Source organism: Salinicola sp. JS01 (genome assembly GCF_030284585.1).
GTDB lineage: Bacteria > Pseudomonadota > Gammaproteobacteria > Pseudomonadales > Halomonadaceae > Salinicola.
In genome coordinates, this window is the sequence record NZ_CP127244.1 from 1,819,945 (window position 1) to 1,841,010 (window position 21,066).

Consider the following 21,066-nt stretch of genomic DNA (forward strand, 5'->3'; position numbering starts at 1 on the left):
CGCTCAGTGGCGCACCGGACGTTTCTGCAGCTTGCGTTGAAGCGTACGCCGGTGCATGCCGAGCGCCCGCGCGGTGGCCGAGATATTGCCGTCGTGCTCCTGGAGCACCTTCTGGATATGCTCCCAGGTCACGCGGTTGACCGAGGGCGGGTTGTCGGCGATCTCGACGTCGACGTCGCCACTGTCGCGCTCCAGAGCGTGCAGGATCTCGTCGGCATCGGCCGGCTTGCACAGATAGTTGACCGCGCCGAGCTTGATCGCCTCGACCGCGGTGGCGATGCTCGAGTAGCCGGTGAGCACGATGACCCGGCACTCGGGGGCCACCGCCAGCAGCTCCGGCAGCAGCTTGAGCCCGGAGTCCGACTCCAGCTTGAGATCCAGGGTGGCCAGATCCGGTGGCGCCAGACGCGCGGCCTCGAGCGCCTCGGCCTGGGTATGCGCGACGCTCACCTCATAGCCGCGCCGGCGCATGGCGCGCTCCATCACGAAGCAGAACTGATCGTCGTCGTCGACGATCAGCAGACGTTCCTGATCACTCATGGCTATCCGTCCTCGATCCTTTTCTCTTGCCAGTTGATGCACTTGCCAATGGAAGCTCTTGCTCGTCGACGCTCTCGGTCGTCGAGGCTTTCATCCGTTGCCGCGGTGTCTCGTCGAACCTCGGAGCGGCGTCGCCACAGGGGCGCGATAGCGCTGGCCCAAGCGCGCTCAGGGTAGCTCGCCGGCGGTGACCCGCGGCAGTTTGACCTCGGTCAGGGTGCCGCCCTCCTCGTGATTGTAGAGACTCACGCCGCCGCCGAAGCGGTTGATGGTGGCGTGGCTCAGAAACAGGCCGATGCCCATGCCCTTGCTCTTGGTCGAGACGAAGGTGTCGCCGAGCTGGTCGGCGATCGACATCGGCACACCGGGGCCGTGGTCGCGGATATCGATGATCAGCTCCTCGACGTTCCAGTCGAGGCTGGTCACCACCGCTTCCGGGCTGGCATCGGCGGCGTTGTTGAGCAGGTTGATCAGCGCCTGCTCCAGGGTGGTGTCGACCGCGATCCACGGCTGACCGCGGCGGCCGACGATCTCCAGTTGATGGTTCACATCCGGGCGCAGCACCAGCCAGCGCTGGATCAGCGACTCCATCCACGGAATGGCGCGCAGTGTCTCCGGCTTTTCCAGACGGCGGCGGTCGGCATTGGCGACCAGGGTCTGCAGGCGCTGCTTGCAGGTGTCGACCTGGCGGCGCAGCAGCTCGATGTCTTCGAGCAGCTGCGGCTGGTCGGCGGCGTCGTGGCGCATTTCGTTGAGCAGTACCGCCATGGTCGATAGCGGCGTGCCCAGCTCGTGTGCGGTGCCGGCGGCCTGGGTCGCCACGGCGAGAATCTGCTCGTTGCGCAGCGCCGCCTCGCGGGTCCGCGAGAGGGTCAGGTCACGCCGGCGCAGGGCGTGGGCCATCTTGAAGATGAAGAAGCTGAGCAGGCCGCCGGAGAGGATGAAGTTGAGCCACATGCCCACGGTGTGCAGCTGGATGCCCGAGACCAGCTCGGCGCTGGCGAGCTGCGGGACCGGCTCGTAGAACAGCATCATGAAGGTGTAGCTGGCGGTGGCGGCGAAGGCGATGATCCAGGCGTAGGACCAGGGCAGGGTGGAAGCGGCGATCGCCAGCGGTACCAGCAGATAGGTGATGAAAGGGTTGGTCGAGCCGCCGGTGTAGTAGAACAACAGGCTCAGGCCGGCGATATCCAGCAGCCAGTGCAGCAGATACTCGGTGTCGGTCACTGCCAGCGGGCGCCCCAGACGCCACCAGGTGGCCACGTTGCAAAGCCCCATGGCGACGATCACGCTGATGATCGGCAACACATGCAGCTGGAACTTGAGCACTTCGATGCCGAAGATGATCGCCGCCAGGAAGCCGGTCCAGGTGATGCCGCGCACGATCGTCAGGCGCACCAGATTGCGATTCGGGGTCGAAAGGGGTAGCGCCTGCAACATGATCTCTCCGCAATCGCGATCGGCGATGTCGCCGCGCCGGTGGTCGAATACCGCCTATGGTAACGCAGCCAGCGAGCTGGCGTGAGCGCGCAGCGCCAGTGTCGGCAGGGCGCGCCGGGGTGGCTGTCCCTCAGCCGCTACAACTCGCCGCCGCCAGCGCGTACAATCGCGCCCATTCTGAACCTCTCGATACCCTTTCTACACTCTCGCACGCGCGGCCCACCGGCCGACGTGCCCTGTTTCGGTCAGCGAACTCTTCATGTCAGACATTCAAATAGCCCAGGAAGCGGCACTGCGGCGCACCTTCGCCATCATCAGCCACCCCGACGCGGGCAAGACCACTATCACCGAGAAGATGCTGCTGTTCGGCAACGCGATCCAGCTGGCGGGCTCGGTCAAGAGCAAGCGCGCCGAGCGCCACGCCACCTCCGACTGGATGAAGATGGAGCAGGAGCGCGGCATCTCGGTGACCACCTCGGTGATGCAGTTTCCCTATAACGGGCGGGTGGTCAATCTGCTCGATACCCCGGGACACGAGGACTTCTCCGAGGACACCTACCGCACGCTGACCGCGGTGGATTCGGCGCTGATGGTGATCGATGGCGCCAAGGGCGTCGAGGATCGCACGATCAAACTGATGGAGGTGTGCCGCCTGCGCACCACGCCGATCCTGACCTTCGTCAACAAGATGGACCGCGAGACTCGCGATCCGGTCGAGGTGATGGACGAGGTCGAGACGGTGCTCAATATCCAGTGTGCACCGATGACCTGGCCGATCGGCATGGGCCGGGCGTTCAAGGGCGTCTATCATCTCTATGACGACGTCGTGCACCTCTACACCCAGGGCCAGGGCAACCGGATTCCCGAGGACAAGCGCATCGAAGGCCTCGACAGCGAAGAGGTGGATCGGGTGCTGGGTGCGAGCGTGGCCGAGGAGCTGCGCATGGAGGTGGAACTGGTGCGCGGCGCGTCGCACGAATTCGATCTCGAGGCCTATCGCCGCGGCGAGCTGACGCCGGTCTACTTCGGGACCGCCATGGGCAACTTCGGGGTGCGCGAGATGCTCAACGGCTTCGTCGAGTTCGCCCCGGCGCCCCAGCCGCGCGAGACCGATGCCCGTGAAGTGGTCTCCGACGATGGCCGCTTCTCCGGCTTCGTGTTCAAGATCCAGGCCAACATGGACCCCAAGCACCGCGACCGGGTCGCCTTCCTGCGCATCTGCTCGGGCAAGTACGAACGCAACATGAAGATGCGCCACGTGCGCATCGGTAAGGACGTCAAGATCGCCGACGCCCTGACCTTCATGGCCTCTGATCGTGCCCATGTCGAGGAGGCCTGGCCGGGCGATATCATCGGCCTGCACAACCACGGCACGATCCAGATCGGCGATACCTTCACCGCCGGTGAGGACATGCGCTTTCTCGGTATCCCGCACTTCGCCCCGGAGCTGTTCCGCCGCGTGCGGCTGCGGGACCCGCTCAAGATGAAGGCGCTGCAGAAGGGGCTGCAACAGCTCTCCGAGGAGGGCGCGACCCAGGTCTTTCTGCCGCTGGACAACAACGACTTGATCGTCGGAGCGGTGGGGACACTGCAGTTCGACGTGGTCGCCCACCGGCTCAAGGAGGAGTACAAGGTCGACTGCCTCTATGAGCCGGTCAATGTCCATACCGCGCGCTGGATCTACTGTGACGACGCCCGCAAACTCGACGAGTTCAAGCGCAAGGCGAGCCTCAACCTGGCCTACGACGGCGGCAACTATCTCACCTATCTGGCGCCGACCCGGGTCAATCTACAGATGACTCAGGAGCGCTGGCCGGATATCACCTTCCGCGCCACGCGTGAGCACTGATAGCGCGAGCACCGATGGCTCGAAAAGCGACAGCGCGAGCCGCTGGCAGGCCAGGCGTGGCCAGCGCTGAGCCATCAGCGACGCCGCTCGCTTGTCGCCCGTCGGCGCCTGGGCCATGCTGTCGGCGTGGGACACGCAACAAGGGAAGGGCGCGCTCGGCCGGCGGGTGCGCCTCGTAGCGCGTAATCGACTCAGTCAAAGGGAACGTCGATGGCTTCCAAGTTTCTCAAGGAGTTCCGCGAATTCGCGGTCAAGGGCAATGTCGTCGACATGGCCGTGGGCATCATCATCGGTGGCGCCTTCACGCTGATCGTGCAGAGCCTGGTCAAGAACGTCATGAACCCGCTGCTGGGGCTGCTGATCGGCGGCGTGGATTTCTCCAACTTCTTCGTCGTGCTCAAGGAGGGCGCCACGCCCGGGCCCTATCTGTCGCTGGCGGCGGCGCAGCAGGCAGGCGCGGTGACCCTGGACTACGGGCTGTTCCTCAACGCCGTGATCAGCTTCGTCATCGTCGCCTTTGCGGTCTTTCTGCTGGTGCGCACCATCAACCGGCTCAAGCGCGAGGAGGCGGTGGCCCCCAAGGCACCCACCGACAAGGCGTGCCCCTACTGCTTCATGACCATCCCGATCAAGGCGACTCGCTGCGGCCACTGCACCGCTGATCTGCCCAGCGAGGAGCGCGCCACGTCCTGACGATGCTGTTCGACGCCCACTGCCATCTCGATTTCGCCGCTTTCGACGCCGACCGCGAAGCCGTTTTTGCAAGAGCGCACGCGGCCGGCGTCAGGCGTTTCATGGTGCCGGGTACGACGCGCGCACGTTGGCCGGCGGTTAGCGCACTGGCGGCCCGTGACGATGTGATCGTGGGGCTGGGGCTGCACCCCTATTTCATCGATGACCACCGCGACGAGGATCTCGACGCGCTGGAAGAGGCGTTGACGCAGCGAGGCGCGGTGGTCGCCATCGGCGAGTGCGGTATCGATGCCCGCTTCGAAGAGGCGCTGCCACGCCAGTGGCAGCTGTTCGAGGCCCAGTTGCAGCTGGCCAAGCAGCACCGGCTACCGCTGGTGATCCACTGCGTGCACGCCAACGACCAGGTGGCCAAGCGGCTGCGGCAGCTGGCGCTGCCCGCGGGGGGCTGATCCATGCCTTTGCCGGCAGCGCGCAGCAGGCCAGTCGTTTCGTCGATCTCGGCTACCATCTGGGCCTGGGTGGCGCTGCCACCCACGCCCGCGCCCAGCGGCTGCAGCGGGCCATTGCCGCGCTGCCCGACGACGCCTTCGTGCTCGAGACCGACAGCCCCGACATGCCGCCGGCCGGGCGCCACGAGCAGCGCAACGAGCCGGCCAATCTCACCGAAGTGTTGACCCGGGTCGCCGCGCTGCGCCGCCGACCCGAGGCCGAGGTCGCCGCCCAGGCCTATGCCAATACCTGTCGCCTGTTCGCCTGCGCCTAGCCCGCGAGATCATGATCCGCGGCGCTGACCGGCGTCACGCCTGGGCGGGCTCGCTGGCGGCGGCCAGAGTCTCCGGGTCGAGGCGTTCGAGGGGGTAGGGCAGCGGTGCGCGTGTCAGCTCGCGGCCCTCGACCTGGAGCGGCTCGTCGTCCGCTACCGCAGTGTTGATCACGATCAGCAGCTGGCAGCCGTCGCCGCTGGGGTCGGTCTCCGCCTGGCACACTTCGCCGACACGTTTGTCCTGGGCATCGCGAATCTCGCTGCCGAGCACTGGCGGCGTGTCGCCGGCGAGCCGTGCCACTCCCAGACGGCGCTTCACCTGGCCGCGGAAGTGTGCGCGCGCCACCACCTCCTGCCCGGTATAGCAGCCCTTGCGGAAACTGATGCCACCCAGTGCCTCCCAGTTGATCATCTGCGGCAGATAGCTGTCGCTGTGTGCCTGGGTCAGCCAGGCCAGGCCGGCGGCGATATCGGCGCGCAGCCAGCGGTCGGTACCTTTCAGCGCCAGCTCGGCGGTCAGCGCCGCCCATCGTGTCTCGGCCTGATCCGCGGGCAGCGCCACTAGCCAGCGCGGCTGGGGGCCGGGATGGCGCACCACCACGCTGGCGTTGTCATGCGTCATGTGCCAGGCGCTCGAGGGCCAGGTGGCGGCAATCGGCGTGTCGCCGACCACGCCCAGCAGCACGAGATCGTCTCGGGCGGCCAGGCTCATCTTGTAGAACGGCGCGTACTTGTCGAGCTGCTGCTTGAGCGGCGCGACCAACGAGGCGTGCAGCACCAGCCAGTAGTGCTCGGGTGCCACCTTGAGCAGCTCGGCATTGGCCAGTACCCGCCCCTTGGGAGTGCAGAACACCGTCAGCGGCGCCAGGGTGCCATTGGCATGCTCGACGTTGGCGCTGGTCTGCCCCTGCAGAAAGCGCGCGGCATCGGCGCCACGGCACTCGAGTACCGCCAGATGGGTTAGCGGCACCAGCGCCGGGGCGTCATCCGCTCGATGTGCGTCGTCGGGGAACTGCCAATGCAGCGCGTCGCGTGGCTGGCCGCCCTGGGCTTCGAGATGCGCCGTCCAGTCGTGCATCGGGTTACTCCGGTGGTCATGGTGAGTGGGGGTCGCGGATCACGATCACCAGAGGCGATCGGGGCGGGCGCTCATAACGCCCGACAATGGCCCCAACATGGCGGCGATGGTGGCACATTGCAACGCTGGCGAGGCGCTGAAGTGCTATTCTCATCGATGGTTTCGAATTCATTCTGCGGTTAGCGAGTCATCCATGTCCCGAATCAATCTGGCCCTCGAAGGCGTCACCACGCCCGAGGATCTCAATCGTGTCACCACGGCGCTGATGATGGTCGACGGCGTCGAGAGCGTCGATATCGGTCGCGACTGGGCCGAGGTCGAAGGCAATGCAACTCGCGCTGCGCTGATCAAAGCCGTCAGCGAGCTGAAACAGGGCTACGTTGCCCGCTAAGACCTCATCAGCGCGATCATCGCGTGCGCCGCCCTTGAAGCGAACGGCTCTGGACCCTACCTAACGATCATGAACAAACCCTTCAAGATTCACTCCAAGTACCGCCCCGCGGGTGACCAGCCGGCCGCCATCGAGGGGCTGGTACGTGGGCTCGGGGCGGGGCTGTCGCACCAGACGCTGCTCGGGGTCACCGGGTCGGGCAAGACCTTCACCGTCGCCAACGTAGTCGAGACACTGCAGCGTCCGACCATCGTGCTGGCGCCCAACAAGACCTTGGCGGCGCAGCTCTACGGTGAGTTCAAGAGCTTCTTCCCCGACAACGCCATCGAGTACTTCGTCTCCTACTACGACTACTATCAGCCGGAAGCCTATGTGCCGTCGTCGGACACCTTCATCGAGAAGGATGCCTCGATCAACGACCATATCGAGCAGATGCGGCTATCGGCGACCAAGGCGCTGCTCGAGCGTCGCGACGCGCTGATCGTGGTCTCGGTGTCGGCGATCTACGGTCTGGGCGATCCCGAGCAGTACATGAAGATGCGGCTGCACTTCAACCGCGGCGAGCAGATCGACCAGCGCCAGTTCCTGCGCCGCCTCGCCGAGCTGCAGTACACGCGTAACGACGCCGACTTTCGCCGGGGTACCTACCGCGTGCGCGGCGATGTGATCGATATCTTTCCGGCGGACGCCGAGGACGAGGGCGTGCGGGTGGAGCTGTTCGACGACGAGATCGACTCGATCCGGCTGTTCGACCCGCTCACCGGCGAGGTGCGCGGCCAGGTGCCGCGCATGACCATCTACCCCAAGACCCACTACGTCACCCCGCGCGACACCATTCTCTCGGCCGTGGATGCGATCAAGCAGGAGCTGGCCGAGCGGCTCGACTATCTGCGTAAGCACGAGCGGCTGGTCGAAGCGCAGCGGCTCGAGCAGCGCACCCTCTACGACATCGAGATGATGCTCGAACTGGGCTACTGCAACGGTATCGAGAACTACTCGCGCTATCTTTCCGGTCGAGAGCCGGGGCAGGCGCCGCCGACCTTCTTCGACTATCTGCCCGACGATGCGCTGCTGTTCATCGACGAATCCCACGTCAGCGTGCCCCAGGTGGGCGGCATGTACAAAGGCGACCGTTCGCGCAAGGAGACCCTGGTGGAGTACGGTTTCCGCCTGCCCTCGGCGCTCGACAACCGTCCGATGCAGTTCGAGGAGTGGGAGAACATCCTGCCGCAGACGGTTTTCGTCTCGGCTACGCCCGGCCCCTACGAGCAGTCCCATGCCGGGCAGGTGGTGGAGCAGGTGGTACGTCCCACCGGGCTGGTCGACCCGCAGATCGAGGTGCGCCCGGCGTCGACCCAGGTCGACGATCTGCTCTCCGAGATCCGCCTGCGCCTCGAAGTCGAGGAGCGGGTGCTGGTGACCACGCTGACCAAGCGCATGGCCGAGGATCTCACCGAGTACCTCGACGAGCACGATGTTCGCGTGCGCTATCTCCACTCGGACATCGACACCGTGGAGCGGGTCGAGATCATCCGCGATCTGCGCCTGGGCAAGTTCGACGTGCTGGTGGGGATCAACCTGCTGCGTGAGGGCCTGGATATCCCCGAGGTGTCGCTGGTGGCAATCCTGGATGCCGACAAGGAGGGTTTCCTGCGCGCCGAGCGCTCGCTGATCCAGACCATCGGCCGCGCCGCACGTAACGCCAACGGCAAGGCGATCCTCTACGGTGACCGGGTCACCGACTCGATGCGCCGGGCGATCGACGAGACCGAGCGTCGCCGCGCCAAGCAGATTGCCCACAACGAGGAGCACGGCATCGTTCCGCGTACGGTGACCAAGTCGGTCGCCGATATCATGGAAGGGGCCCAGGCGCCGGGGCGCAAGGGTGGCCGCAAGCGTGCCGAACAGCGCGTCGCCGAAGCGCCTGGCAGCTATACCCGCGACGAACTGAGTGCGATGAGCGCGCCGCAGCTGACCAAGGAGATCGGCAAGCTCGAGGATCGCATGTTCGAGGCGGCGCAGAACCTGGAGTTCGAGCAGGCCGCCAAGCTGCGCGATCAGTTGCAGACGCTCAAGGCGCGTCTGCTCGAGCTGGGTTGAGAGGCGAGGGGGGCGCATGCCGGAAGGACCCGAGATTCGGCGCGTCGCCGACCGCCTCGGCAAGCTGCTGATCGACGCGCCCCTGTGCGAGGTATGGTTCGCCTATGCCAGCCTCGCGCAGCAGGCGCCAGCGCTAGCCGAAAGCCGCGTGGTGGCAGTGGATAGCTGGGGCAAGGCGCTGCTGATCACCTTCGCCGATGATCAGGTGCTCTATTCTCATAACCAGCTCTATGGCGTGTGGAAGGTGCACCGGCGCGAGCGCGAGCCGGACACGGGGCGTGTGCTGCGGGCGCGATTGGTCACGCCGACCCACGCCGCCAGCCTCTACAGCGCTTCGGACATCTCGCTGTGGACCCGCGATACCCTCGACCAGCAGCCGTTCCTGGCGCGCCTGGGGCCGGATTTGCTCACCCATGACGTCAGCCCCGAGCAGATCGTCGAGCGTCTGATGCTGCCAGCGTTTCGCCGCCGCGGGCTGGGCGGACTGCTGCTGGATCAGGGCTTCTACGCCGGTATCGGCAACTATCTGCGTTCGGAAATCCTGTTCTATGCCGGGCTGCCGCCCAAGATCAGCGCGGAGCGACTGTCGCCGCGCAAGCGCCGGCGTCTCGCCGAGGTGATGCTGCGCACCGTCGCCCAGGCGTATCACGAGGCCGGGGTGACCAACCGGCCGACCTGGCGTCGACGTCTGCAGCGCCAGGGGCTCAAGCGGGCGCGCTGGCGGCATGCAGTGTTCAACCGCGCCGGCTTGCCGTGCCACGCCTGTGGCAATGAGATCGTCAAACTCATGGTCGCCTCCCGGCGACTCTACCGCTGCCCGCACTGCCAGCCCGATTCGCCTGCCGCCTGATCTCCCCTCGGCCTGTCTGATCGAGAGAAGACTTGTGAACACCCAGATTTATACCGTTATCTTGTATTGTCAAAAAACGATCCAACCTGCCGATTGTCATCAATTGCGGTAAGATGCCAGCCACCCGAATACCCGCTACCCACGCCGAACAGTGGGAGCAGTCACCGTGATAGCAGGAGTGCCGTGATGACCGTGATCCGTCAGGAGGATCTCATCCAGAGCGTGACCGATGCGCTGCAGTACATCTCTTACTACCATCCCAAGGATTTCATCGATGCCATGCACGCGGCCTACCAGCGGGAGGAGAACCCCGCGGCGCGCGATGCCATCGCCCAGATCCTGATCAACTCACGCATGTGCGCCACCGGGCACCGGCCGATCTGCCAGGACACCGGCATCGTCACCGTTTTCGTCCATGTCGGCATGAACGTGCGCTGGGAGTGCGAGCTGAGCCTGGATGAGATGATCAACGAAGGCGTGCGGCGCGCCTATACGCTGCCGGACAACGTCCTGCGCGCCTCGGTGCTGGCGGACCCGGACGGCAAGCGCAAGAACACCGGCGACAACACGCCGGCGGTGATCCACCACAAGCTGGTGCCGGGCGATCGCGTCGAGGTGCACGTGGCGGCCAAGGGCGGCGGCAGCGAGGCCAAGTCGAAGTTCGCCATGCTCAACCCGTCCGACAGCGTGGTCGACTGGGTGCTCGAGCAACTGCCCAAGATGGGCGCCGGCTGGTGCCCGCCGGGCATGCTCGGCATCGGCATCGGCGGCACCGCGGAGAAGGCGATGGCGCTGGCCAAGGAGGCACTGCTCGACCCCATCGACATCCAGGCGCTGCAGGCGCGTGGTGCCAGTAACCGCGCCGAGGAGCTGCGTCTGGAGCTGTTCGACAAGGTCAATCAGAGCGGCATCGGCGCCCAAGGGCTGGGCGGCTTGACCACGGTGCTCGACATCAAGGTCAAGGACTACCCGACGCATGCTGCCAACAAGCCGGTGGCGATCATCCCCAACTGCGCCGCCACTCGTCACGTGCACTTCACGCTGGATGGCAGCGGGGCGGCTGCACTGCCGGCACCCAAGCTCGACGACTGGCCCGAGATCACCTGGGAAGTGGGTGAGGGCGTGCGCCGGGTCGATCTGGATACGCTGACCCCGGAGATGGTGCGCGAGTGGCAGCCGGGCGATACCGTGCTGCTCTCGGGTAAGCTGTTGACCGGGCGCGATGCGGCGCACAAGCGCATGATCGACATGCTGGCCAAGGGCGAGTCGCTGCCGGTGGATCTGAAGAACCGCTTCATCTACTACGTCGGCCCGGTCGACCCGGTAGGTGACGAGGTGGTCGGTCCGGCGGGCCCCACCACGGCGACACGCATGGACAAGTTCACCCGCACCCTGCTCGAGCAGACCGGGCTACTGGGCATGGTCGGCAAGGCCGAGCGTGGCCCGCTGGCGATCGAGGCGATCCGCGACAATCAGGCGGTCTACCTGATGGCCGTCGGCGGTGCCGCCTATCTGGTCGCCCAGGCGATCAAGAAGGCCGAGGTGATCGCGTTCGACGATCTGGGTATGGAAGCGATCTACGAGTTCGAAGTCGAGGACATGCCGGTCACCGTGGCGGTCGATCATCTCGGCACCTCGGTGCATCAGACCGGCCCGGCCAAGTGGAAGGAGATCATTGCCGCGCGGGGCTGAGCGAGCGCGAGGCAGAGCGGGCGGGCGCCGCGATGGCGCCTGTCCCGATGACGAGAGGGCCCTGGGGCTCTCTCGTTTTTTTTGGGTATGATGGCCGGATCGATCAATTCGACAGGAGTCGGTGCATGGCGCAGGGCAGCGTGGAGTCTCGGCAATGACATGGATCATCGGCACGCTGCTGTTTCTGTGCCACGTAGTGGGCACCATTTCCGCTGTCTTCGCGCTTATGTCGAGCCGCACCTCCCAGGGTGCGGTGGCCTGGATCATCACGCTGGTGCTGTTTCCCTACTTCAGCGTGCCCATCTTCTGGATCTTCGGCCGGCCGCGCTTCTACGGCTATGTGTCGGCACGCGGCGAGCGCGATACCGTGCTGCGCCAGGTACTCAAACGCTACCGCCCGCACATGGATGATTACGTCTCGCGCCCGGAGGCGGTGAGCGGGCGCATCCGCGCGGTGGAGCAGCTGGCGATGATGCCGATGACCCGCGGCAATCGGGTGGAGTTGCTGATCGACGGCGAGCGCACCTTCGACAGTCTTTTCGCCGGCATCGACCAGGCCGAAGAATACATTCTGGTGCAATTCTTCATCGTCCGCGCCGATGAGATCGGTCTTGCCTTCAAGCGCAAGCTGATCCATCAGGCCGAGCACGGGCTCAACGTCTATTTCCTGTACGACGAGATCGGCAGCCGCGGCCTGCCCGGTGGCTATCTGCGTGACCTGGAGGAGGCCGGGGTGCGGGTCTCGGCGTTCAACTCTTCGAGGGGCTGGCGCCACCGCTTCCAGGTCAATTTCCGCAATCATCGCAAGATCGTGGTGGTCGACGGTCGCTCTGGCTGGACCGGTGGGCTCAATGTCGCCGACGAGTACCTGGGCCGGGTCGAGCGCTACGGTGCCTGGCGCGATACCCATCTCAAGCTGGAAGGACCGAGCGTGCTGGCGCTGCAGGAGGCGTTCTGGGAGGACTGGTACTGGGCCACCGGCGATATTCTCGCCCTCGGCTGGCGCATCCATCATGTCGCGGAGGCGACTCAGCACGTGGCGATCGTGCCCTCCGGCCCCGCCGACGGTCGCGAGACCGCGAGCCTGCTGGTCCAGCACGCCATTCACGGCGCCCGCCATCGGCTGTGGGTCACCAGCCCCTATTTCGTGCCCGATCACGGTGTTCAGGACGCGCTGATCCTGGCCGCGCTGCGCGGTGTCGAGGTGCGCGTGCTGATTCCCGAGCGGCCGGATCATCTGCTGGTGTTCCTGTCGGCGTTCGCCTTCCTGCCCGAGATGATCCGTAACGGCGTCAAGATCTACCGCTATCAGCCGGGTTTTCTGCATCAGAAGACGCTGTTGGTCGACGATCACACCGCGATGGTTGGTACCGTGAACCTGGACAACCGTTCGTTCCGGCTCAACTTCGAGGTGACCGCCTACGTGCCCGACAAGACCTTCGCCGCCGAAGTGACGGCCATGCTGGAGCAGGATTTCGCGCACAGCCGCGAGGTGACCGAGCGCGAGCTGGCAGCGCGACCGCTATGGCGCAAGGTGGTGTCGCGGGCGACCTACCTGCTGTCGCCGATCCAGTGAAGGCCTTACCGGCTCTGATACCCAAGCGCAGCTGCGTCGGCCGGGGCCGGCGTGTGAAACCCATCGTCAAGGAGTCCCCTTGAACCTAGAGACCAAATGGCTGGAAGATTTCGTGGCGCTCGCCAATACGCGCAGTTTCTCCGCCTCGGCACGCCAGCGCCACGTGACCCAGCCTGCCTTCAGCCGCCGTATCCGCTCGCTGGAGCAGGCCGTCGGCGCGACTCTGGTCGACCGCTCGACCACGCCGGTCAGCCTGACCCCGGAAGGGCAGCTGTTCCTGGTGACGGCGCGCAACATGGTCGAGCAGCTCAACGATAGCCTGGCCCACCTGCGCGGCCTGGCGATGGACAACGAGGCGCTCGACATCGTTGCCGCCCACTCCCTGGCGCTGGCCTTCTACCCGCAATGGATTTCGCGACTGCAGAAGGGCGTGGGTGAGCTGCCTACGCGGCTGGTGGCGATGAACGTGGGGGATGCCATTCATGTGCTGCGCGAGGGCAACTGCGATCTGATGCTGGCCTATCACGACCCCTACGCCACCATGCAGTTGGATGCCGAGATCTTCCCCTCGTTCTCGATCGGGCAGGTCAAGATGCTGCCGGTGAGCGTGCCCAAGGCCAATGGCGAGGCCAAGTTCTCGTTCGACGGCGAGGGCTCGATCCCGTTTCTGGCCTATACCCAGGGCGCCTTCCTCGGCCGCAGCGTGCGCATGCTGCTGAAGAACGAACCCGCCCGCATGCGCCTCAAGACGGTCTACGAGACCGCGATGGCGGAGGGGCTGAAGGGCATGGCGCTGCAGGGGGTGGGGCTGGCCTGGATTCCCGATTTCTGCATTCGCGAGGAGCTGGCCAACGGCAAGCTGGTGCGCGCCGCGGGTGAGAGCTGGGACATTCCGCTGGAGATCCGCCTCTACCGCTGCTCGCTGGTGCACAAGCCCGGCGTCGAGAAGCTGTGGAAGCGCATGATGAAGCTGCCGAGTGACTTCCTGCGCGCCTGATCCCGGGCGGGAGGCACGCTCGGGGCGCCTTGGGCTGCTAGACTGGCGAAAACAGAGCCGTGCTTTGCGCATGACGAGTGTGCCGGCGCTGGTCGGCAACCGGGGCAACGCCGAGGCGCCCATGACGACAAGACGGGAAAGGATGCCGTAACGATGGTGAAGAGCGTCAAGTACTGGTTCAACGTGATTCGCGACTCGATCAAGCTGTGGCTCGATCGTAACGCCTTCAGCTACGCCGGGTCGCTGGCGTTCTACACCCTGTTCTCGCTGGCGCCGACCGTGATCATTGCGGTCACCGTGGTGGGGCTATGGCTGGGCGAGGACGCTGCCCGCGGCGAAATCGTCGCCCGCCTGCAGGATACCCTCGGCCCCGCCGCTGCCAAGGCAATCGAGGATGCCGTCGCGCAGTCGAGCATTCAGGCGTCGGGCATTCTGCCCACCGTGGCCGGCTTCGTCACGCTGTTGATCGGGGCGACCACGGTCTTCGGCCAGATGCAGTTCTCGCTCAACACCATCTGGGGCGTGGCCCCCAATCCCGATCGCAACAGCCTGTGGCTGTTCGCCAAGAAGCGCCTGCTGTCGTTGGCGGTGGTGCTGGCGATCGGTTTCGTGCTGCTGGTGTCGCTGGTGCTCGGGGTCATCGTCCAGGCCACCTTCAGCTACGCCGGCGGCTGGGTGCCGGGTAGTGTGATGCTGCTCGAGCTGGCGCAGTTCGCGCTCTCGCTCGCCGTGGTCACGCTGTTCTTCGCCGCCATCTTCAAGGTGCTGCCTGACGTGGTGCTCTCCTACCGTGACGTTTTTCTGGGTGCCCTGGTCACCGCGGTGCTGTTCATGCTGGGGCGCAATGCGATCGCCGCCTATCTCGCCCATACCGCTACGGCGTCCACCTATGGGGCTGCGGGGTCGGTGGTCCTGGTGCTGCTGTGGGTCTACTACTCGTCGCTGATCCTGCTCTATGGTGCGGCCTTCACGCGAACCCACGTGGTGTCGAAGGGCCGCCGGGTGATTCCGCGCAACACCGCGGTACTGGTACGCCACGAGGTGCTGCACAAGGAGACCGTGGAGCAGGAAGAACCACCAACACCAATGCCAATGCGCAAGCAGCAGCAGGAGGAGACCTCACATGACCAAGCGCACGATTCGAGCCCGGGTGAGCGGCCACGTTCAGGGCGTGGGCTATCGTGAGTTCGTGCGCCGCCACGCCGAGCGCTGGGGGCTCACGGGGCACGCCATCAATCAGAACGACGGTGCGGTCGAGGTGATCGCCTGCGGTGAGGCGACCGCCATTGCCGAGCTGATCGATCTGCTGTGGGAAGGCCCCCCGGCGGCGGACGTGATCGAGGTGAGCGTGGAGGAGGCCACACTGATCGCCCCGGCGAGTTTCACCACCGGTTGAAGGCGCGGCAGCAGGCCACGTGCTCGGGAGGGCGCTTAGGACGCCTTTTCCAACCGCTAGACGACATGGGCTTATCCGGCGTCAGGGCGTCGCGAGGGCGCTGTGAACCCCTCCCTGGGCGCTACCTTTGCCATCCCTGGCAAAGGCCCCTTACTTTGTCCTGCCCCCGGCGCCCATCGCTAGAGCCTTTCGAAATGGGCCTTTAGGTGCCCGCGGTCAGGGTCTCGACGATCCACTCGACCACCGCCGCGCCATCGGCGTTCATGCAGACTTCGGCGGTGGCGTCGCGCGTCCAGCGTGCATCCACGAATTCTCGTGTCTGCGGGGCCAGGATCGTCTGCCCTTCGGCCAGCCCTTCGGTGACCACGCTGAGCGTGCCGCGGGTGGTGGTGAACAGCTCCGGACGCAGCAGCCAGGCCAGGGCACAGCTGTCGTGGGGGCAGCAGCCATCGATGCCTAGCGCCTGCTGATAGAAGGCGCGATAGAAGGCGTAGCTCTCTCCCAATACCCGCCCCAGCTTGCCTTGGGCCTCGACGATTCGCGCCATGCTGTCGGGGTCGAGCACGCAGCGATGGGTGGCATCGAGCCCCACCAGGGTCAGCGGCCAGCGCGCCTCCAGTACCGCCTTGGCGGCGTGCGGATCGTTGAAGATATTGGCTTCGGCGACCGGCGTTACGTTGCCGCCCTCGCGGATCGAACCGCCCATCACCACCACCTGCTTGACCTTGTCCACCAGCGAGGGGTCGAGCTGTAGCGCCGCGGCCAGGTTGCCCAGCGGCCCGACCGCCACCAGCACCACTTCGCCCGGGCGCGCGTTGACCTGCTCGACGATGAACTGGGGTGCACTCTGGGCCAGCGCCTGGGTACTGATGTCGGGCAGGGCGATGTTGCCCAGGCCGTTGTCGCCGTGGATATGCCCCGGCGGTGGGTTCTTGGGCTTGACCATGGGTGTGGCGGCGCCCTGGGCGACGGGGATCTTTTGCCCGCCCAGCTCGGCCAGCAGCAGGGCGTTGTGGGTCGCGACCTCGATGGTGACGTTGCCGAAGGTGGTCGTCATCCCCAGCAGCTCGATCTCCGGGTGGGCCAGGGCGATGGCGATGGCCTGGGCGTCGTCGACACCCGGGTCGGTGTCGAAAATGATAGGCGTGGTCATGCTCTCTCTCGATACGGATAACGATGGATTGGCCCCGGCGCTCGCTGCCGGGGCCTCGGGGGTCAGGCGCGCTCGATACGCAGTGGCACCAGACTGTCGAGCGCTGACTCGACCGCTGCGGCCAGCGGAATGCTCGGCGCCGCGCCGGACTGCTGTACGCACAGGGCCGAGGCCGCGCTGGCCAGTCGCAGGGCCTGTTCGACGTCGTCGCCGCGCTGGCGTGCGGCCATGAAGTAGCCGATGAAGGTATCGCCGGCCGCGGTGGTGTCGACCGCCTCGACCTGGTGCGCCGAGGCGCGGATGCGCTCGCCGGCGAGCTGATGGCAGACGCCGTCGCGCCCCAGGGTGAGCACGATCTCCACCTCGGGCAGACGCTCGGCTAGGGCGTTGAGCAGGGTATCGACCTCGCTCTCTTCGTCGAGCTCGACCAGCGCTGCGGCCTCGCCACGGTTGAGAAACAGAATACGGCACAGCGACAGTGGCAGGGCGGCCACTTCAGGGCCCAGTGGCGCCGGATTGAAGGCGATCGCCAGGCCTCGCTCGCTGGCCAAGCGGATGATGCGTTCGGCGGCGTTGCACTCGTTCTGCATCAGCAGCCAGCTGTCGTCGTCAGCGGCGCCGATGAGCGCCTCGAGATGCTTGTCGCTGAAGCCGTGGTTGGCACCGGGGTAGAGAATGATCGCATTCTCGGCGTCGTCGTCGACCTGAATCAGCGCGTGACCGCTGGCGTCGGCGGTCAGCTCCACATGGGCGGTGTCGACGCCCGCCTTGGTCAGCGGCTCCAGCGCCCAGCGATCGGCCTGTCCCAGGCGGCCCCAGTGGGCTACCTGGCCACCGGCGCGGGCCAGCGCCAGCGACTGGTTGGCGCCCTTGCCGCCGAGCACCTGACGAAAGCCGGTACTGGACAGCGTCTCGCCGGGGCGCACCAGGTGCGGTACGCGATAGACGTAGTCGATATTGATCGAGCCGTAGTTGTAGATCATGGCTAACTCACTGCTGGAGAATCTGGGTCAATGCCGCCAGGCGCGGAGATTGTCGGCGGTCAGGGTCACCACGCGCTGTCGTGCCTCGGGGCTGATCCAGGCATTGTGCGGGGTGACGATGAGATTGAGCGGCTCGTGCAAGGCGTCGAGCAGGGCATGGCCCTCCCGCGGCGGCTCGCTCGGCAGGCTATCCACCGCGAGTCCGCCGAGCCGGCCCTGACGCAGCGCCTCGAGCGCGGCGTGCTCGTCGATGATACCGCCGCGGGCGCAGTTGATCAGCAGCGCCTCGGGTTTCATCGCCGCCAATGCCTGGGCATCGATCAGGCCGCGGGTGGCCTCGGTCAGCGGGCAGTGCAGGCTGAGCACGTCCAGCTCGCCCAGCAGATCGGCGAGCGGCGGGCGCGTGTCACTGGCCTCGTTGCCGGGGCGCGCCGCGAAGGTCACGCGCATGCCGAAGGCTTCACCCAGCCGGGCCACCGCGGAGCCCAGCTCACCGCTGCCGACGATCACCAGGTGCTTGCTGGCGAGCTGCAGCGTGGGCTGATCGAGCAGGCAGAAAATCTCGCTGCGCTGCCAGGCACCGTCGCGCAGCGCGGACTGGTAGTGCGGCAGGCGCGCGGCCAGTGCCAGCATCAGCATCAGGGTGTGCTGGGCGACGCTGGCGGTACCGTAAGCGGTGACGTTGCGCACGGCGATGCCACGCCGCTCGGCGGCCTGCGTGTCGATATTGTTGGTACCGGTGGCGAGCACGCAGATCAGCTCGAGATCGGGCAGGGCGTCGATCAGCTCGGCGTCGATCACCACCTTGTTGACCAGTGCCACCTGGGCGCCGGCAAGGCGCTCGCGGCGCTGCTCGGGGGCGGTCAGCGCATGGACCTCCAGGTCGTCGACCAGCGCGCGCAGCGGGCTCAGATCGATATCGTCACCGAGTGACGCGGCGTCCAGCAGAACGGCTTTCATGCAGGCTTCCTCTCTCCAGCGTGCGGGCCCCGTACCCTCCGTCCGGGCCGGGGCCACAGTCGCCACGTCGCGGCGGGCGACAGCGATTTCCTGAGCCGGTAATATTGCCCGCGACCGGCCGCTGCGCGCTATACTATGCGGCTTTCGAACACGGCTTGGAAAGGGCGCGCGGCAGTGCGTATCGATTCCGGCTTGGAAAGCCCGTGCGTCGCCCCTATTTGCCTGGAAGATCGCCCGGCTGTCTGGATGCGTGTCGGAATGGCCTGGGCGAGCGCAAGGGGTGCAGCGGCTGCGCATCGCGATCATCGATGCCGTTATGCCACTGCGACGTGGCGCGACTCGATCGCGCATCTTTGAGAGAGTGACACGACCATGCCCATCTACGAGTACGAGTGCAAAGCCTGCGGCCATCGTCTGGAGAAGCTCCAGAAGATCAGCGCCGCGCCGTTGACCGACTGCCCCGCCTGTACCGAGCCGACGCTGTCGCGCCTGGTATCGGCCGCCGGGTTCCGGCTCGCGGGTGGCGGCTGGTACGAGACCGATTTCAAGTCGGGCAGCAAGAAGAACCTCGCCGGTGACAGCGCCAGCAAGCCAGCGTCGAGCGAGAGCGGCAGCGCCAAGCCTGCCGGTGAGAGCAAGGCTTCGGCCTGAGCCCCATAGCATTCATAACACAGGATCCCTCATGCGCAGTCATTATTGCGGCCAGTTGAACGAGTCATTGATCGATCAAGAAGTCACGCTTTGCGGGTGGGTGCATCGCCGCCGCGATCACGGTGGGGTCATCTTCCTCGATATGCGCGATCGAGACGGTGTCGCTCAGGTGGTGGTGGATCCCGACACGGCGGAGGCCTTCGCCACCGCCGATCGCGCGCGCAGCGAATACGTGCTGCGGATTCGCGGGCGCATTCGCCTGCGTCCCGAGGGCACCCAGAACCCCAACATGCCCACCGGCATGATCGAAGTGCTGGCCAAGGACGTGGAGGTACTCAACACCGCCGCCACGCCGCCGTTCCAGCTCGACGAGCACGGCAAGGTCGGCGAAGAGGTACGTCTCAAGTATCGCTACGTCGATCTGCGCCGTCCGGAGATGATCGAGAAGCTGCGCCTGCGTTCACGGATCACCCACAGCGTGCGCGCCTATCTGGAGGGCGAGGGTTTTCTCGACATCGAGACCCCGATTCTGACCCGCGCCACTCCCGAAGGGGCGCGCGACTATCTGGTGCCCAGCCGTACCCACGAAGGCCACTTCTTCGCGCTGCCGCAGTCGCCACAGCTGTTCAAGCAGCTGCTGATGGTGTCGGGCTTCGATCGCTACTACCAGATCGCTAAGTGTTTCCGTGACGAGGACCTGCGCGCCGATCGCCAGCCCGAGTTCACCCAGATCGATATCGAAGCGTCGTTCATCGAAGAGCGCGACATCATGGGCATCACCGAGACCATGGTGCGCCAGCTGTTCCAGGACGTACTCGACGTGACGCTGCCCGAGTTTCCGCGCATGCCCTACAGCGAGGCGATGCAGCGCTACGGTTCCGACAAGCCGGACCTGCGTATTCCGCTGGAACTGGTCGACGTCGACGATCTGATGCAGTCGGTCGACTTCAAGGTCTTCTCCGGCCCGGCCAAGGCCGAGGACGGCCGTGTCGCCGCGCTCAAGGTCAGCGGCGGGGCCAAGCTCTCGCGCAAGGAGATCGACGACTACACCAAGTTCGTGGGTATCTACGGCGCCAAGGGCCTGGCCTGGATCAAGGTCAACGAGCGCGCCAAGGGGCTCGACGGGCTGCAGTCGCCGATCGTCAAGTTCATGGAAGGCGTGATCGAGGAGCTGCTCGACCGTGTGGGCGCGGAGGATGGCGATATCGTCTTCTTCGGCGCCGACAAGGCGCGGGTGGTCAACGAGGCGCTGGGTGCGCTGCGCGTCAAGCTGGGCGAGGATCTCGATCTCTACACCGCCGACTGGGCGCCGCTGTGGGTGGTCGACTTCCCCATGTTCGAAGCCGACGACAACGGCCGACTGGCCGCGCTGCACCACCCGTTCACCGCGCCTTCCTGCGCCCCGGAAGCGCTCAAGGCATCGCCGGCCACGGCGCTGTCGCGGGCCTATGACATGGTGCTCAACGGCACCGAGCTGGGTGGCGGCTCGATCCGTATCCACGACCAGGAGATGCAGCGCGTGGTCTTCGACGTGCTCGGCATCGGCAAGGAAGAGGCGGAAGAGAAGTTCGGCTTCCTGCTCGACGCGCTCAAGTTCGGTGCGCCGCCCCACGGTGGCCTGGCCTTCGGCCTCGACCGTCTGGTGATGCTGATGACCGGTTCGCGTACCATTCGCGACGTCATCGCCTTCCCCAAGACCCAGAGCGCCGCGGACCTGATGACCGACGCCCCGGGCGAGGTGAGCAAGGAGCAGCTGCGCGATCTGCACATCCGTCTGCGTCCCAAGGCCAAGCCGGAGAGTGCCGGCGAATAACATCGCCCGGCGTTCGACGTGCCCCGAACCGGCGCCCCGCGAGGCGCCGGTTCTTTTATGCGCGGCGGCTAGGGGATAGGCTGCCGGGTGATACGCCCAATCGCGCGGCATACCCCTCGAGTCGCCCCCGTAGGCGCCGAA

The 21,066-nt window shown here is 66.0% G+C and carries 18 protein-coding genes and 1 pseudogene; 13 read left to right on the top strand and 6 right to left on the bottom strand.

Annotated elements, in window-relative coordinates; genetic code table 11:
* Window positions 1–3 precede the first annotated feature (3 nt).
* Together QO259_RS08190 and QO259_RS08195 are read right to left on the bottom strand one after the other, a co-directional pair.
* A complete protein-coding gene (locus QO259_RS08190; protein ID WP_207035458.1) occupies window positions 4–540 on the bottom strand; it encodes a response regulator transcription factor in 537 nt (178 codons plus the stop codon).
* A 168-nt stretch (window positions 541–708) separates the two neighbouring features.
* Window positions 709–1,980, bottom strand: coding sequence for an ATP-binding protein (locus QO259_RS08195; RefSeq protein WP_207035460.1), 1,272 nt, complete (start codon window positions 1,978–1,980; stop codon window positions 709–711).
* A 259-nt stretch (window positions 1,981–2,239) separates the two neighbouring features.
* On the opposite strand from QO259_RS08195, the gene QO259_RS08200 reads away from it, so the two are divergent.
* The 3 genes and pseudogenes from QO259_RS08200 to QO259_RS08210 all read left to right on the top strand — a co-directional run bounded on the left by QO259_RS08200 (window position 2,240) and on the right by QO259_RS08210 (window position 5,285).
* Entirely contained in the window at window positions 2,240–3,829 is a 1,590-nt protein-coding gene (locus QO259_RS08200) for a peptide chain release factor 3 (RefSeq protein ID WP_207035462.1), read from the top strand.
* 210 nt (window positions 3,830–4,039) lie between these two features.
* On the top strand, window positions 4,040–4,522 hold the full coding sequence (gene mscL, locus QO259_RS08205) for a large-conductance mechanosensitive channel protein MscL (RefSeq protein WP_285952454.1): 483 nt from the start codon (window positions 4,040–4,042) through the stop codon (window positions 4,520–4,522).
* Between the two features lie 2 nt (window positions 4,523–4,524).
* Window positions 4,525–5,285 (top strand): annotated as a pseudogene (locus QO259_RS08210) (TatD family hydrolase).
* Between the two features lie 34 nt (window positions 5,286–5,319).
* On the opposite strand, the gene ygfZ reads toward QO259_RS08210, so the two are convergent.
* Window positions 5,320–6,363 carry a CAF17-like 4Fe-4S cluster assembly/insertion protein YgfZ gene (ygfZ, locus tag QO259_RS08215; RefSeq protein ID WP_285952455.1) on the bottom strand — a complete coding sequence of 348 codons (1,044 nt, stop codon included), beginning with the start codon at window positions 6,361–6,363 and terminating at the stop codon, window positions 5,320–5,322.
* A 193-nt stretch (window positions 6,364–6,556) separates the two neighbouring features.
* On the opposite strand from ygfZ, the gene QO259_RS08220 reads away from it, so the two are divergent.
* From QO259_RS08220 to QO259_RS08255, 8 genes are all read left to right on the top strand, one after another.
* The gene (locus tag QO259_RS08220) at window positions 6,557–6,754 is read left to right on the top strand and encodes a hypothetical protein (protein WP_285952456.1); all 198 of its coding nucleotides are present in this window, start codon (window positions 6,557–6,559) and stop codon (window positions 6,752–6,754) included.
* A 69-nt stretch (window positions 6,755–6,823) separates the two neighbouring features.
* Window positions 6,824–8,854: an excinuclease ABC subunit UvrB gene (gene uvrB / locus QO259_RS08225; RefSeq protein ID WP_285952457.1), complete on the top strand. Its 2,031-nt coding sequence runs from the start codon at window positions 6,824–6,826 to the stop codon at window positions 8,852–8,854.
* 16 nt (window positions 8,855–8,870) lie between these two features.
* A complete protein-coding gene (gene nei, locus QO259_RS08230; RefSeq protein ID WP_285952458.1) occupies window positions 8,871–9,704 on the top strand; it encodes an endonuclease VIII in 834 nt (277 codons plus the stop codon).
* A 186-nt stretch (window positions 9,705–9,890) separates the two neighbouring features.
* On the top strand, window positions 9,891–11,396 hold the full coding sequence (locus QO259_RS08235) for a fumarate hydratase (RefSeq protein WP_285952459.1): 1,506 nt from the start codon (window positions 9,891–9,893) through the stop codon (window positions 11,394–11,396).
* Between the two features lie 154 nt (window positions 11,397–11,550).
* A complete protein-coding gene (gene cls / locus QO259_RS08240) occupies window positions 11,551–12,972 on the top strand; it encodes a cardiolipin synthase (protein WP_285952460.1) in 1,422 nt (473 codons plus the stop codon).
* A gap of 79 nt (window positions 12,973–13,051) precedes the next feature.
* Window positions 13,052–13,969 carry a LysR family transcriptional regulator gene (locus QO259_RS08245; protein ID WP_035470884.1) on the top strand — a complete coding sequence of 306 codons (918 nt, stop codon included), beginning with the start codon at window positions 13,052–13,054 and terminating at the stop codon, window positions 13,967–13,969.
* A 153-nt stretch (window positions 13,970–14,122) separates the two neighbouring features.
* Entirely contained in the window at window positions 14,123–15,154 is a 1,032-nt protein-coding gene (locus QO259_RS08250; RefSeq protein ID WP_285952461.1) for a YihY/virulence factor BrkB family protein, read from the top strand.
* Window positions 15,093–15,365 (top strand): acylphosphatase, encoded by a 273-nt coding sequence (locus QO259_RS08255; protein ID WP_285952462.1) that lies wholly within the window; start codon window positions 15,093–15,095, stop codon window positions 15,363–15,365. The genes QO259_RS08250 and QO259_RS08255 overlap by 62 nt, the downstream gene beginning before the upstream one ends.
* A gap of 202 nt (window positions 15,366–15,567) precedes the next feature.
* Here QO259_RS08255 and QO259_RS08260 read toward each other — a convergent pair whose 3' ends face one another.
* From QO259_RS08260 to QO259_RS08270, 3 genes are all read right to left on the bottom strand, one after another.
* On the bottom strand, window positions 15,568–16,518 hold the full coding sequence (locus tag QO259_RS08260) for a nucleoside hydrolase (protein WP_285952463.1): 951 nt from the start codon (window positions 16,516–16,518) through the stop codon (window positions 15,568–15,570).
* A gap of 62 nt (window positions 16,519–16,580) precedes the next feature.
* A complete protein-coding gene (locus QO259_RS08265) occupies window positions 16,581–17,501 on the bottom strand; it encodes a ribokinase (RefSeq protein ID WP_285952464.1) in 921 nt (306 codons plus the stop codon).
* Between the two features lie 27 nt (window positions 17,502–17,528).
* A complete protein-coding gene (locus QO259_RS08270; RefSeq protein ID WP_285952465.1) occupies window positions 17,529–18,461 on the bottom strand; it encodes a D-2-hydroxyacid dehydrogenase in 933 nt (310 codons plus the stop codon).
* A 372-nt stretch (window positions 18,462–18,833) separates the two neighbouring features.
* Between QO259_RS08270 and QO259_RS08275 the strand changes: the two genes are divergently transcribed.
* Window positions 18,834–19,112 carry an FmdB family zinc ribbon protein gene (locus QO259_RS08275; RefSeq protein ID WP_035470871.1) on the top strand — a complete coding sequence of 93 codons (279 nt, stop codon included), beginning with the start codon at window positions 18,834–18,836 and terminating at the stop codon, window positions 19,110–19,112.
* A gap of 31 nt (window positions 19,113–19,143) precedes the next feature.
* Complete coding sequence (gene aspS, locus QO259_RS08280; protein WP_285952466.1) at window positions 19,144–20,925, top strand: aspartate--tRNA ligase; 1,782 nt, start codon at window positions 19,144–19,146, stop codon at window positions 20,923–20,925.
* Window positions 20,926–21,066 lie beyond the last annotated feature (141 nt).